At 64.5% G+C, this 13267-nt stretch carries 14 protein-coding genes and 1 tRNA gene; 9 read left to right on the plus strand and 6 right to left on the minus strand.

Features of this window, described 5'->3' with window-relative positions; translation table 11 throughout:
• Window positions 1-115: 115 nt before the first annotated feature.
• Window positions 116-655, minus strand: coding sequence for a translation initiation factor IF-3 (infC, locus tag ABIA42_RS33750; RefSeq protein ID WP_080659921.1), 540 nt, complete (start codon window positions 653-655; stop codon window positions 116-118).
• Between the two features lie 252 nt (window positions 656-907).
• Here infC and ABIA42_RS33755 point away from each other — a divergent pair, with 252 nt between their 5' ends.
• Window positions 908-1696 carry an alpha/beta hydrolase gene (locus ABIA42_RS33755; RefSeq protein ID WP_370117040.1) on the plus strand — a complete coding sequence of 263 codons (789 nt, stop codon included), beginning with the start codon at window positions 908-910 and terminating at the stop codon, window positions 1694-1696.
• Window positions 1697-1845: 149 nt separating this feature from the next.
• Window positions 1846-2313, plus strand: coding sequence for a nuclear transport factor 2 family protein (locus tag ABIA42_RS33760; protein WP_370117037.1), 468 nt, complete (start codon window positions 1846-1848; stop codon window positions 2311-2313).
• 121 nt (window positions 2314-2434) lie between these two features.
• Here the strand turns inward: ABIA42_RS33760 and ABIA42_RS33765 are convergent, their stop codons facing one another.
• From ABIA42_RS33765 to ABIA42_RS33775, 3 genes are all read right to left on the minus strand, one after another.
• Window positions 2435-3232, minus strand: a complete 798-nt coding sequence (locus ABIA42_RS33765; protein ID WP_370123781.1) for an acyl-CoA thioesterase domain-containing protein — start codon at window positions 3230-3232, stop codon at window positions 2435-2437.
• A 184-nt stretch (window positions 3233-3416) separates the two neighbouring features.
• The gene (gene queG / locus ABIA42_RS33770; RefSeq protein ID WP_370117035.1) at window positions 3417-4574 is read right to left on the minus strand and encodes a tRNA epoxyqueuosine(34) reductase QueG; all 1158 of its coding nucleotides are present in this window, start codon (window positions 4572-4574) and stop codon (window positions 3417-3419) included.
• 97 nt (window positions 4575-4671) lie between these two features.
• Window positions 4672-5364, minus strand: a complete 693-nt coding sequence (locus tag ABIA42_RS33775) for a glutathione S-transferase family protein (RefSeq protein WP_370117032.1) — start codon at window positions 5362-5364, stop codon at window positions 4672-4674.
• A 169-nt stretch (window positions 5365-5533) separates the two neighbouring features.
• On the opposite strand from ABIA42_RS33775, the gene ABIA42_RS33780 reads away from it, so the two are divergent.
• The gene (locus ABIA42_RS33780) at window positions 5534-6340 is read left to right on the plus strand and encodes an undecaprenyl-diphosphate phosphatase (protein ID WP_271528751.1); all 807 of its coding nucleotides are present in this window, start codon (window positions 5534-5536) and stop codon (window positions 6338-6340) included.
• A gap of 190 nt (window positions 6341-6530) precedes the next feature.
• Here ABIA42_RS33780 and ABIA42_RS33785 read toward each other — a convergent pair whose 3' ends face one another.
• The gene (locus tag ABIA42_RS33785) at window positions 6531-7496 is read right to left on the minus strand and encodes a complex I NDUFA9 subunit family protein (RefSeq protein ID WP_028179136.1); all 966 of its coding nucleotides are present in this window, start codon (window positions 7494-7496) and stop codon (window positions 6531-6533) included.
• 154 nt (window positions 7497-7650) lie between these two features.
• On the opposite strand from ABIA42_RS33785, the gene ABIA42_RS33790 reads away from it, so the two are divergent.
• A tRNA-Leu gene (locus tag ABIA42_RS33790) sits at window positions 7651-7737 on the plus strand.
• Window positions 7738-7925: 188 nt separating this feature from the next.
• A complete protein-coding gene (locus tag ABIA42_RS33795) occupies window positions 7926-8075 on the plus strand; it encodes a hypothetical protein (protein ID WP_271528749.1) in 150 nt (49 codons plus the stop codon).
• Between the two features lie 36 nt (window positions 8076-8111).
• Here ABIA42_RS33795 and ABIA42_RS33800 read toward each other — a convergent pair whose 3' ends face one another.
• Window positions 8112-9383: an MFS transporter gene (locus ABIA42_RS33800; protein ID WP_370117028.1), complete on the minus strand. Its 1272-nt coding sequence runs from the start codon at window positions 9381-9383 to the stop codon at window positions 8112-8114.
• A 390-nt stretch (window positions 9384-9773) separates the two neighbouring features.
• On the opposite strand from ABIA42_RS33800, the gene ABIA42_RS33805 reads away from it, so the two are divergent.
• The 4 genes from ABIA42_RS33805 to lptB all read left to right on the plus strand — a co-directional run bounded on the left by ABIA42_RS33805 (window position 9774) and on the right by lptB (window position 13261).
• On the plus strand, window positions 9774-10388 hold the full coding sequence (locus ABIA42_RS33805) for a ribonuclease D (protein ID WP_370117025.1): 615 nt from the start codon (window positions 9774-9776) through the stop codon (window positions 10386-10388).
• Window positions 10389-10549: 161 nt separating this feature from the next.
• The gene (gene lptC, locus ABIA42_RS33810) at window positions 10550-11293 is read left to right on the plus strand and encodes an LPS export ABC transporter periplasmic protein LptC (RefSeq protein ID WP_370117022.1); all 744 of its coding nucleotides are present in this window, start codon (window positions 10550-10552) and stop codon (window positions 11291-11293) included.
• Window positions 11294-11298: 5 nt separating this feature from the next.
• A complete protein-coding gene (locus ABIA42_RS33815; RefSeq protein WP_370117019.1) occupies window positions 11299-12027 on the plus strand; it encodes an LptA/OstA family protein in 729 nt (242 codons plus the stop codon).
• A gap of 223 nt (window positions 12028-12250) precedes the next feature.
• The gene (gene lptB, locus ABIA42_RS33820) at window positions 12251-13261 is read left to right on the plus strand and encodes an LPS export ABC transporter ATP-binding protein (RefSeq protein WP_370117016.1); all 1011 of its coding nucleotides are present in this window, start codon (window positions 12251-12253) and stop codon (window positions 13259-13261) included.
• The last annotated feature ends 6 nt before the right edge of the window (window positions 13262-13267 follow it).

Consider the following 13267-nt stretch of genomic DNA (forward strand, 5'->3'; position numbering starts at 1 on the left):
TCCCGCAAGCGGGCGAGGGTGCAGCGGAGCGCGCGGCTTCCACCTTGACCAAAACAAAACGGCCCGCCGGAAATCCGGACGGGCCGCTGAATTCTCAACCCCAAAGCGCTTCGCGTCAGCGCGGCGCCAGCACCATGACGACCTGGCGACCTTCGAACCGCGCATCCTGCTCGACCTTGGCGAGCTCGGCGACGTCGGTCTTGATCTTGTCCAGCAGCTTGGTGCCGATCTCCTGGTGCGCCATTTCGCGGCCACGATAGCGCAGCGTGATCTTGACCTTGTCGCCCTCTTCGAAGAACCGCTGCATCGCGCGCATCTTCACGTCGTAGTCATGGTCGTCGATCATCGGGCGGAGCTTGATCTCCTTGATCTCGACGGTCTTCTGCCGCTTGCGGGCTTCCGCGGCTTTCTTCTGAGCGGAATACTTGTACTTCCCGTAGTCCATGATCTTGCAGACGGGAGGGCTGGCATTCGGCGAAATCTCGACCAGATCCATGCCGGCTTCCTGAGCCATCCGGATAGCGACGACGGTCTCGACCGTGCCCTTGTTGTCACCGGTCTGGTCGATCAGCTGGATCTGCGCATTGCGGATATCATCATTGATGCGCGGCCCGTCTTTGCTGGCAGCGGGCGGAGCTTTATTAGGACGGCGAATGGGTGGTTCTCCAAAGTTGTGAAAGAAGCGGCTATCTTGAAGGAAGATGCGATTGCCGGCAAGCAAGTCGCTCGTGCGGCACGCGAAAAACCCTCAAATGCGAGGCATTTTGGTCACGCCTTGGCACGCAGGACGACATAGACACCTTGCTTCTGTTCCGCAAGCGTCCCAAAGGGCAGCCAATGCAGCCATCGGGTTGCATCGCGGGACGCGCCCGGACAGCTCAAACCGCACAGCCAGAGTAAATGTTCCATGACCGATATAATTCCTGATGCCATGCTCGACTTCATCGATGTGGGTGAGGGCCTGTCCGCACGCAGGATCGCGGTACGCAGTCGGCGCGGACAGGGGCCTGGACTGGTCTGGCTGGGCGGATTCAAGTCGGACATGCTGGGCAGCAAGGCCTTGGCGCTGGACGCCTGGGCCCGGGATCACAGCCGCGCAATGGTCCGGTTCGACTATTCCGGCCACGGCGAGTCCGGCGGCGACTTCGCTGACGGAACCATCGGACGCTGGCTGGAGGAGAGCGTTGCGGTGTTCGAGCGGTTTTGCGACGGCCCGCAAGTCCTGATCGGCTCATCCATGGGCGGCTGGATCGCGCTGCTGCTCGCGCGCGAGATCAAGAAGCGTTCTGGCAAGGCGTCGCTGGCCGGCGTTGTCCTGATCGCACCGGCGCCCGACTTCACCGAGGAGCTGATGTGGAAGAATTTCTCGCCCGCGGTGAAGAAAGAGATCGAGACCAAGGGTGTCTGGATGCGGCCGTCGGATTACGGCGACGGCTCGCCCTATCCGATCACGCGGAACCTGATCGAGGAGGGCCGCAACCACCTCGTGCTCGGCAGCGCCATCGATCTCGGCTGCCCCGTCCGCATCCTGCAAGGCGCGAAAGATCCTGACGTGCCATGGCAGCACGCGTTCGCGCTGACGCACCGCCTGCCGGCCGACGACGTCGTGCTGACCATGATCCAGGACGGCGATCACCGTCTCTCCCGCCCGCAGGACATCGCGCGCATCCTTGCCGCGGTCGCAGAGATCGGGTGAAACTGTTGCCCGGCATTCGGTGTCATCGCCCGACTTGATCGGGCGATCCAGTATCCCAGAGACGGCTGTGCTTGAGTCGAGAAGCCGCGGCGTACTGGATGCCCCGGTCAAGCCGGGGCATGACAGAGAACGGGGAAGGAGAAACGCCAATGACCACAACCGCCATGCTGCGCGCCTTCTGCGACGCGGTCGAGCAGCGCAACGGCCGGGCTTTTGCCGAATTGTTCACCGAGGACGGCGTCTATCACGACGTCTTCTACGGCGCCTTCGAAGGCCGCGAAAAGATCGCGGCGTTGATCGACGACTGGTTCTATCGGACGGCGACGGATTTCCGCTGGGACATGCACGATCCCGTCACCGACGGCACCACGCTCTATGCGCGCTACACCTTCAGCTACAAATCGACCCTGCCGGAAGCCAATGGCGTGCGGGCGATGTTCGAGGGCGTCGCGATCATGACGCTGCAGGATGGAAAGATCGCGAGCTATCACGAGGTCGCCAACACCGCGCCGGCGTTCGTCGATCTGAAGTTCGCGCCTGAAAGAATTGCGAAGATCGTCGCCAGGCAAGGCGCCGAGCTGAAGGCGCGGCCGGAGATGCAGCGGCATCTCACCTGACCGTCATTCCGGGGCGCGCGAACCCGGAATCCATTTCGCCTTTTTGCCTGCGGTCCAATGGATTCCGGGTCTGCGCCTGACGGCGCATCCCGGAATGACGACCGGAGAGAGGCGCGCGCTCCTACCGCTTCGACGGATTCGCCATCGGCTTGCGCTGCGCCAGTGCGGCGACCGTGGCGGTGCCGATCGGGCCCTGTTCGTCATAGAGCCAGCATTCGCCGATCGCGACGCCGTCGGTGGCGTGGTGGTTCACGACTTCGAAGCCGATCCATTCCGTGACCGGCAGGCGGTGCAGATAGATCGTGACGTCGCTGTTGATGTAGCCGAGCCCCTTGTCGCCGGCATTGGCAAACGGGCTGGCGAAATCGGCGCCGGTTGCGACATGGACGAACGGCGTCATCGGCACGCCCGCAACGAGCTCGCGCACCTCGCTCATCCAGAGCCGGCGCGGCCCGAGCGAGCCCATATGCCCGACGATCGGCCGCGTTGCCCATTTGCCATTCATGCCGAGCCTGGGATCCGTGGGCTTGGGAATGTCGGCCGGCTTCGGCGCGTCCCAGTTCGGCGGCGACCACACATTGCCATCAGGATTCTGCGTCTTGCGCAGCAGCTGACACGAGGCGCGCGCCATGCCGACGCCGCCGGAAACGAACTCGGCTTCCACCACGCGGATGCGCATTCCATCGCGCACCAGACGCGTCGTCACTTCAATCGGCTTGTCGATGGTCGGCAGCCGAAACATGTCGACGGTGAGCCGCGCCGGCACGAACTCAGGCCCGGAATGGCGTTCCTCGATGGCGAAGCCGAGCAGGCCGACGATGACGCGCCCGTGCAGCGACTTCGGATCCCAGGGACCGTTGGCAACTTCCGTCGGATGGAATGTCTCGCCGTCGCGGGTGAAGAAAGGCATGTTTGTCATGCGCGCGAGATTGCGGGAATGGGTGGGGAAATCAAGTGTGGTGAGGCGCATGTGCGCTCGCCAAACAAAAGGTGTCATCGCCCGGCTTGACCGGGCGATCCATTACGCCGAGGCAGTCGTGATTGAGTCGAGGAGCCGCGGCGTACTGGATGCCCCGGTCAAGCCGGGGCATGACAGCGGAGAGTTAGGACGCAGCCAGCCACTCGTCACGCACACTGTCGTCGTGCTCGTTGCTCGCCGCAGCAGACTTCATCGCATCAAACTCGGTGCGTTCCACCAATTGCCCAAGCGCCCACACCGCAGCACCACGTACCAGCGGACTCGCATCGTCCAGCAATCGCCGCGCCTCCTCCGCCAACGCCGCCTCGCCCGAGTTGCCGATCGCAATCAGCACGTTCCGCAAGAAGCGGTCGCGGCCGATGCGCTTGACCGGCGACTTCGTGAACAGCGCGCGAAACGCCGCGTCGTCGAGCCGTGCCAGCTCGGCGAGCGCAGGCGCGCGCAATTCGTCGCGCGCCGCGAGCCTGGCCTCGCGCCCTTCCTGCGCGAACTTGTTCCAGGGGCAGGCCGCGAGGCAATCGTCGCAGCCATAGATGCGATTGCCTATGCTCTTGCGAAATTCGCGCGGGATCGGTCCCTTGTTCTCGATGGTGAGGTACGAGATGCAGCGTCGCGCATCGAGCTTGTAGGGCGCGGGGAACGCCGCGGTCGGGCAGATGTCGAGACAGGCCCGGCACGAGCCGCAATGATCGATCTCGGCGGCATCGCACGGCAGCTCCAGCGTGGTGTAGATCGCGCCGAGAAAAAGCCATGAGCCGAACTCGCGCGAGACGAGGTTGGTGTGCTTGCCCTGCCAGCCCAGATGCGCCGCCTGCGCCAGCGGCTTCTCCATCACCGCCGCGGTGTCGACGAACACTTTCACGTCCGACGGCGCCGCCGCGACCAGCCAGCGCGCCAGCGCCTTCAGGCGCTTCTTGATGAGATCGTGATAGTCGTCGCCCTGCGCATAGACCGAGATCGCCGCGCGCGTGGGCTGCTCGAGAATCGCCAGCGGATCGGAGTCGGGACCGTAATTGACGCCGAGCATGATCACGCTGCGCACGTCCTGCCACAGCCCGCGCGGATCGACGCGGCGCTCGGGGCTTGCGGCGAGCCAGTCCATGTCGCCATGGCCGCCCGATGCGATGAATTCGAGGAAGTGTTTGCCGGCACTCTCGATCGTGCCCGGCGCGGTGATGCCGATGCAGTCGAAGCCGAGCGCGCGCGCCTCATGCGTGAGCGCAGTACGAAGCTCATCAATGTCGATGCTGGATTTGATCACCGATGCATCCACACTCGTCATGGCCGGGCTTGTCCCGGCCATCCACGTCCTTGTGTAGCATTCACGAGAAGAGAAAGAACGTGGATGCCCGGGACAAGCCCGGGCATGACGATCATCATCAGAAATCCAGGTCCACGTAGGTCCGCGACGCCGGCACGCCGGCCAGCCATTCGCTGAGGAGCGGACGGAACGACGGGCGGGATTTCACCCGCGCGTACCACGCCTTTGCTGCGTCGTCCTCGCTCCATGGCACGTCGCCCAGATAGTCGATCGCCGAGAGATGCGCCGCGGCGGCGAGATCCGCGTAAGTGAGCCGGTCGCCGGCGAGGAAATTGCGCGTCTGCGCCAGCCAGCCGATATAGGCCAGATGATAGCGCACATTGGCCTTCGCCGCGCGCATCACGTCGGCCGAAGGCGGGCCGCCGCCATTCTCCTCGCTCATGAAGCGCTTGTAGATGCGCTCGGTGACGAGCGGGTGCGAGACTTCCTCGAAGAACTTCTCGTTGAACCAGGACATCAGCCGGCGCACCTCGACGCGTTCGCTGATCGTCTGCGGCATGAGGCGTTTCGGGCCCATCTCGGCACCATAGGCCTCGTCGACATATTCGGCGATGATGGCCGCGCCGGGAATCGGCGGCTGTTCCTCGTCCACCAACACCGGCGTGGTGCCGGCCGCATTCAGAAGCAGAAACGCCTCGCGCCGCTCCCAGCTGCGCTCTTCGACCAGCTTCAGATCGAGCCCGTATTCGCCCGCGATCAGACGGATGAAGCGCGAATGCGGGCAGAAGGGATGATGAAACAGCGTAAACATGAAGCCTTTGACTATTTGATGGTGCTTAAGAATCCATCAATGTTTGTGCGGCGCCACACTAGGCCCTCAAAACCGCGAAGCAAGGCCGTGATTTCGTATTTTGCGATTGCGGCATGGGAGCGAATAGGCGAGAAGAGCCCCGCTTTTCCAGCCGAAATGGACCGTAAATATGTCAGACGCAATACGGGCAGTGATCCTCGGCATCATCGAGGGTGTGACCGAGTTCCTTCCCGTGTCCTCGACCGGTCATCTCTTGCTCGCGGAGCGCTTCTTCCATCTCGGCGAAGGCGCCTTCTGGGATTCGTTTACCGTTCTGATCCAGCTGGGCGCGATCCTCGCGATCGTCGGGCTGTATTTCAGGAAGCTGTGGGACGTCGTGATAGGCCTGTTCACGGGCGATGCCGATGCGCGGCGCTTCGTGATCGGCGTGCTGGTGGCGTTCCTGCCGGCCGTGGTCGTCGGCCTCGTCGCCGGCAAGTACATCAAGAGCCTGCTGTTCAATCCCTGGGTCATCTGCTTCACGCTGATCGTCGGCGGCGCCATCCTGCTCTGGGTCGACAAGCTCGATCTCAAGCCGCGCGAGCATGACGCCACCAGGTTCCCGCTGCTGATGTATCTCTATATCGGCATCGCGCAGTGCGTGGCGATGATCCCCGGCGTGTCGCGCTCCGGCGCCAGCATCGTCGCGGCGATGCTGCTCGGGGCCGACAAGCGCGCGGCGGCGGAGTTCTCGTTCTTCCTTGCCATTCCCACCATGATCGGTGCGTTCGCCTACGACTTCTACAAGAGCCGCGCCGAGATGACGATGGACCACATGGGCATCGTCGCGATCGGCTTCGTGGTGTCGTTCATCACCGCCATCATCGTGGTGAAGACGTTCCTGACCTACGTCACCCGGCACGGCTTCGTGGTGTTCGCCTGGTGGCGCGTCATCGTCGGCACGCTCGGCCTGATCGCGCTGGCGCTCGGGCAGTAGAGCAGCAACTCGGTTGGTGCGCTCCCTCGCCCGCTTGCGGGAGAGGGTGTCTCCGCAGAGAGACTGCCAATGAGGCGAAAGTCCTCACCGCCGCGACGCCATTGCCGAAGCTATGCGCCGGCGTTCTCGAGGACGGCCGCCAGAGGCGGCCTACGCTGTCCCGCAAGCAAGCGAGAGAAGCAAACCAGCCTCACACGCTCATGCGCTGGAACTGACCGGCGGCGCGGAAGCGCCAGAGATATTGCGGGGCGATCGCTTCCAGCGAATCGGGGGTGATGCCGAGGCCTTCCAGCGTCAGGCCGGCCGCCTTCGCCGCCTCCGAGACGACGTTGTCGCGCTCGAGCAGCGTGACCTGGTCCGGTGTCAGCTTGAACGCGCCCGGCGCGAATTGCAGGAAGGCGGCCTGGAAGCGGGCGAGGCCGAACGACAGCGGGATCAGCATCCGCTTGCGGTCGGTGATCTCCAGGATGGTCTCGATGATCTCGCGCATGGTCAGCACTTCCGGCCCGCCGAGCTCGTAGGTCGCGCCGGCCTTGGCCTTGCCGTCAACGGCATCCGCGATCGCGGTGGCGACGTCGCCGACATAGACCGGCTGCATCCGGGTAGTCCCGCCGATCAGCGGCAGCACCGGCGACATCCGGGCCAGCGCGGCGAAGCGGTTGGTGAACTGGTCCTCGGGGCCGAACATCACGGAGGGGCGGAAGATCGTGGCGGAGGGAACCGCGGCCAGGACCGCGGCTTCGCCGGCCGCCTTGGCCTTGGCATAGCGCGAGGGCGATTCCGCGTCGGCGCCGATCGCCGAGACATGCACCAGGCCGGCATCGGCCGCGGCCGCCGCCTTGGCGACGGTTTCGGCGCCCTTGGCCTGGACGGCGTCAAAGGTCTGCGCGCCGCCCTCTGTGAGGACGCCGACGAGGTTGATCGCGACATGCGAATCACGCAGCGCCGCCTCGACCGAGGCCGGATAGCGCAGATTCGCCTGCACGGTGTGGACCTGTCCGACCTTGCCGGAGGGCTGCAGGTATCCGGCGAGTTCCGGCCGCCGTACCGCAACCCGGACCCGGTAATCGCGCTTGCACAGGGCCCGGACGACATTCCGGCCCAAAAACCCCGATCCGCCGAAAACCGTGACGAGCGTGTCCAGATTCGATGCCATGGGGGTGTCCGTTCCTGCGGAAAAGAGTGCGTCTTGTCAGGCTTTTATCGAGCCGGTTTGCGATGCGCAATCGGCATCCCGAACCGGGCCTCACGCATGAATTGACAACGGCGTCACCGAACCGTAGTAACCGCCTCCGTGCCCCAAACGGCATGCCCAGGTGGTGGAATTGGTAGACGCGCTGGCTTCAGGTGCCAGTGGCTTAACGGCCGTGAAGGTTCGAGTCCTTTCCTGGGCACCATGCTTTTCTGGATATCAAACAGATCCAGATAGATAAGCCCTTTCAGAGTGCTGCGTTGGCATTGGGCCATGAGCCGAGAAAGTGCAATGCGCTGTGTCTTGGGATCGTGCGTCTTCTTGTGCCTCTTGATCGGTCCGTGTGCTTCTGCGAACGCGGCCGCAAGAGGGCATCACAAGTTGCGACATGTCATGGTTCGGCCGGGCCAGGCCACGGCTCCGGTCTATGTCACTCCGAATGGGGTGCGCATCTATCGCGACGACTCCGTTCCCGGCGGTCTGCGGACCGACCACGATGATCCTCCCGCCTATGACGATCCATCCAAGTTCGGCGGCGGCTGATCTGGGAGCCGGGCTGCTGTTGCGGCAAGGTGCCTTTCACACCACCTGCTTCCCCGCCCGCTCCGCCACCGCCTTCTGCACAAAATACATCATCACCAGCGTGATGATCGTCGTCGCGACGACGACGTAGCCGATCCGGTCGAAATGGATCAGCGAGCCGTCGGGCGCTTGCGCGATGATCGCGCCGGCGAGCACCGAACCGAGTCCGCCGGAGAGCTGCTGCAGCGAGGCGCTGACCGCGCTGAAGGAGCCGCGCTGGCTCGCGTCGGGGATCGCCGACATCAGCGCCTGCGACGGGATCATCCGCGAGAAGATGCCGACGAACATCAGGACGTTGACGAGGATCGCGGTCGCGAGCGAGACGTGGCCGAGATGTGTGTAGATCAGCACCATGACCACGGTCATCGCGCAGCCGAACACGAAGGTCGGATATTTGCCGAACGCATCACTGGCACGTCCAACCAGCGGTCCCGTGACGATGCTGAACAGACCGGAGACGAGATAGATCGTCGGCAGATGCGTGATGTCGATGCCGAGATTGTGCACGGTGTAGGCGCTGGAGAACGGCATCAGCATGTAGCCGCCCGTTGCCAGCAGCGTCGTGACGGCGAAGGCGAGCGTATAGCGTGGCTGACCGATCGTCGCGATCAGATGGTGGAACGGGTTCTTGTCCTGCTTCAGTTTCAGATGCGCATCGACCGGCTCCATCACGAGGGCGATGATTGCGATCGCTGCGATCGACACCACGACGATCGCCGCGAAGCAGACATGCCAATTCCAGTGATTGGCGAGAAACAGTCCGGCCGGAATGCCGAGCACCTGGCTCGCGGCGAACGCCGTCTGGAGGAAACCCATGACGCGGCCGCGCAGGTGCAGCGGAAACAGGTCGGTGACGATGGCGAGCACCACCGCGCCGATCACGCCGCCGAACAATCCGGTCACGATCCGGCCGAGCAGCAGCACATGGTAGTTCTGCGCGGCCGCGCAGAGCGCCGTTCCGAGCGTGAAGCCGACATAGAAGAACAGCAGCAGGCGCTTGCGATCGAAGCGATCGGCGAAGCCGGCGGCGAGGATCCCCGAAATGCCCGCACTGAACGCGTAGGCCGACACCGCGACGCCGAACTGCCCGGCCGTGATGTCGAGCGAGGGCATCAGGATGGCGCCGAGCGGCGACATGATGATGAAGTCGAGAATGATCGTGAACTGCGTGAACGCCAGCAGCGCGATGAGGAGTGCCTGGTAGCGCGAGAAGCCGCGCTGGCGTTTCCCTTGGTCGTGGATCGGCGCGGCGAGCGTCTGTTCGGTCATTGGCACGTCATTCGTCGTGAGCGGGCGAGGGCGGAGAGGCCGGCAACAGATAGGGTGTGCCGGGGCGAATTGCAGCGGGCCGGCCTGAAAACCTGCTCTGCCGGAAAGAGCGGCGGCCCATCATTTCGCGCGCCGTGGAGGGTGTGAATCACCTTGATTGGGTCGCGACTGATCGAGCGCTTCAGCCCTCAGCATGCGCGAGAGTGCAGGACCAGCTGATCCCTTCAATCCCGACTAAGGGATCACCGACCCGCACGCCATCGCCGCGATCTGACCGGCCGTCAGGTCACGGTCGCCGCTTGCGTGACCTCTCGCCAGTGGCTACATCGCGATCCATCCGTTTAACCTATGATATCGACGCACCGATTCGACCCGAGGTTTTGACACGCCATGACCGTACGTCTGCACCGCGGCGACCTGCCCGACCTGTCCCGCTACACCGGAGCGGTGGCGATCGACACCGAGACCATGGGGCTGAACCCGCACCGCGACCGGCTCTGCGTGGTGCAACTCTCGCCCGGCGACGGCAGCGCCGACGTGGTGCAGATCCCCAGGGGGCACACCGATGCGCCGAACCTGAAGGCGCTCCTGGCCAATCCGGCCGTCACGAAGATCTTCCACTTCGCGCGGTTCGACGTCGCGGTGCTGTACCAGACCTTCGGCATCATGACCGGGCCGATCTACTGCACCAAGATCGCCTCCCGCCTGACCCGCACCTATACCGACCGCCATGGCCTCAAGGACCTCGTTCGCGAGGTGCTCAACATCGACCTTTCCAAGCAGCAGCAGTCGAGCGACTGGGGTTCCGACAGCCTGACCGAGCCGCAGCTCGCCTACGCCGCCTCCGACGTGCTGCATCTGCATGCCTTGCGCGAACGGCTCGATGCCATGCTGGTCCGTGAAGGCCGCAGCCAGCTGGCACAGGCCTGTTTCGACTTCCTGCCGACCCGCGCCTTGCTCGACCTCCAGGGCTGGGCGGAAGAGGACATTTTCGCGCATTCCTGAGGCCCCGGGCGGCGGTTACCCTGAGGTTGCCGCCCCGTTTCGGACACTTTCGTAACGGCCTGTCGCCGGCTGCATATTTGGGCGGCGCCGGATACAATGGGGCGCCCGTCGACCGGACGAGGCGAGCGATATTTCAGGAGCCCAGGACTTCAGGAGCCCAGGTGAATTCGGCCCAGAATCCCACCTACGACGCCGCGCTTGCGGCGAAGTTCGCCAGCGCGGCGCGCCACAGCCGCCTGGTGCGGATTCTGCGCATTGCGGTTCCGGGTGCGGTGCTGTTGTCCATGGCCGCCATCGTCGGCGTCTCGATCTTCAATCCGTTCCGCATGCTGATGCCGAAGCTGCCGCTCGATTCCGGAAACATGGTGGTGTCGGGCACCAAGATCACGATGGAATCGCCGCACCTCGCCGGTTTCACGCCGGACCAGCGGCCCTATGAGCTGTGGGCCAAGACCGCGACGCAGGACATCACCGACCCCGATCATGTCGATCTGTCGGACCTGCGCGCGAAGGTGCTGATGGAAGATCGATCGACGCTTTTCCTCGATGCCCGCACCGGCCGCTTCGACAACAAGCAGCAGCAGCTCGAGCTGTACAAGGACATCCTCCTGCGCACCTCGACCGGCTACGAGGCGCGGCTGAACTCGGCCTTCGTCGACATGGGCAAGGGCACGGTCTCCTCGGACGAGCGCGTCGACGTCACGCTGACCAACGGTACGCTGACCGCGGATCGCTTGCGAATTACCGAAGGTGGTGACGTCATCCGCTTCGAGGGCAATGTGGTGATGCACCTGGACAAGCTGGACGAGCCGGCTACTGCGCAGCCTGCGCCGGTCGAGCCGCCGCCGCCAGCGCCGCCGGTGAAGACACGTACGCCGCAGAACAAGTCCGCCAATTCAAAGTGATTTTCATGATCGATTTTTTTCCGCGCAGCGAAGACAAGCGTGGCGCCATCCTCGGTGCGGTCGCGCTCGCCGTCGGTCTCGCGCTGCTCGCAACGGGCGCTGCCGTCGCACAGAGCACGATGCAAGGCGTGCCCAACGCGATGCAGGGCTTCTCGCAGAACCGCGATCAGCCGATCCAGATCGAGGCCGCCTCGCTGGAGATGCGTGACAAGAAGAAGGAGGCGACCTTCGCCGGCAATGTGAAGGTCGTGCAGGGCGACACCACCATGACCTCGAAGACGCTGGTGGTGTTCTACGAATCGAGCGGCGACAAGCCGGCCGCGCCGCAGCCTGCGGCGAAGGGCACGAAATCGGCGCCGATGCAGTCGGCGACGCCGGGTCCGGGCGGCAGCTCCTCGATCAAGCGGCTGGAGGCGCGCGGCAATGTCGTGGTCACCCAGAAGGACCAGGTGGTGACCGGCGAGACCGCCGTGTTCGACACCAGGACCAACCTCATCACCATGCTCGGCGGCTCGGGCGGCCAGGTGGTTCTGACCCAGTGCAAGAACGTGCTGCGCGGCGACCGCCTGATGGTCGACATGACGACCGGCGTGTCACGCGTCGAATCCGACAACGGCCGGGTGCAGGCGCTGCTGCCGCAGGGCGGCAGCAATGATTGCGGCCAGGGGGGACAGGGGGCCAAACCCGGCGCGGCGCCGCCTCTGCAATTGCCCGGCGCAAGTAAACAAAAGTAAATTCAATCACTTGTCTCGGATCAACGCGATCCGAGGTTGAAGCCTGCCCGGCGAGGCTGTATCTAGCGCGCAGGGCTTTCGAAGCGGGATCCGCCGCTTTTCGGGCGTGTTTCACTGGGCATGAGACATCCCTCCACTCATGCTGCCTCGGCGAATTGAAAGACCGGTGCGGCAGATCGCGCGAATTCGCGCAGGATCGTCGCGAAAAGGCTAGAAGGCGGGGATGGTCGATCTCTTCAGCATGTTCCGTCGGCGCCCCGCCAAACGCGGCCGGCCAGGATTTGCGCGTCAGGACATCACCGCGCTCGGTGACAGCGTCGGCGGCCTCGTGACCAGTCCCATCAGGGACGCGCCGCCGGTCGCCCGCGACCAGCCGATGCGCGCGCCGGACCAGTTCCGGGGTGACTATCAGGCCGACTATCAAGTCGAGCCGCCGCGTCCGCAGGCTGTTCACCCGGTCAGGGCCGCCGCGAGCTCCAACGGCGCGGGCGGCCCTCAGCTGCTGAAGCGGCCCGGCTTCCTGGCTGTGCATAGCGTGGAAAAGAGTTTCGGCAGCCGCCAGGTCGTGCGCGGCGTCAGCATCTATGTGCGCCGGGGCGAAGCGGTCGGCCTGCTCGGGCCGAACGGTGCCGGCAAGACCACCGTGTTCTACATGATCACCGGCCTGATCAAGGCCGACCGCGGCGCGATCGAGCTCGACGGCCACGACGTCACCAAGCTCCCGATGTATCAGCGCGCGCGGCTCGGCATCGGCTATCTGCCGCAGGAAGCCTCGATCTTCCGCGGCCTCACCGTCGAGCAGAACATCCGCGCCGTGCTCGAAGTGGTCGAGCCCTCGCGCAAGAAGCGCGAGCAGCAGCTCGATTCGCTGCTCGACGAATTCAACATCACGCGCCTGCGGAAATCGCCGTCGATCGCGCTGTCCGGCGGCGAGCGCCGCCGCGTCGAGATCGCACGGGCGCTGGCGACGCGGCCGAACTACATGCTGCTCGACGAGCCCTTCGCCGGCATCGACCCGATCGCGGTCGGCGACATCCAGGACCTCGTCCGCCATCTCACCAATCGCGGCATCGGCGTGCTCATCACCGACCACAATGTCCGCGAGACGCTCGGCCTCACCGATCGCGCCTATATCGTCTATGCCGGGGAAATCTTGACCGAGGGAACTCCGGATGAGATCGTTGCCGATCCGGACGTGCGCCGCCTCTACCTTGGCGAGGAATTCCGCCTCTAGCCCGTT

Origin of the sequence: Bradyrhizobium sp. USDA 327, from assembly GCF_041262065.1 — a bacterium.
GTDB classification, from domain to species: domain Bacteria; phylum Pseudomonadota; class Alphaproteobacteria; order Rhizobiales; family Xanthobacteraceae; genus Bradyrhizobium; species Bradyrhizobium liaoningense.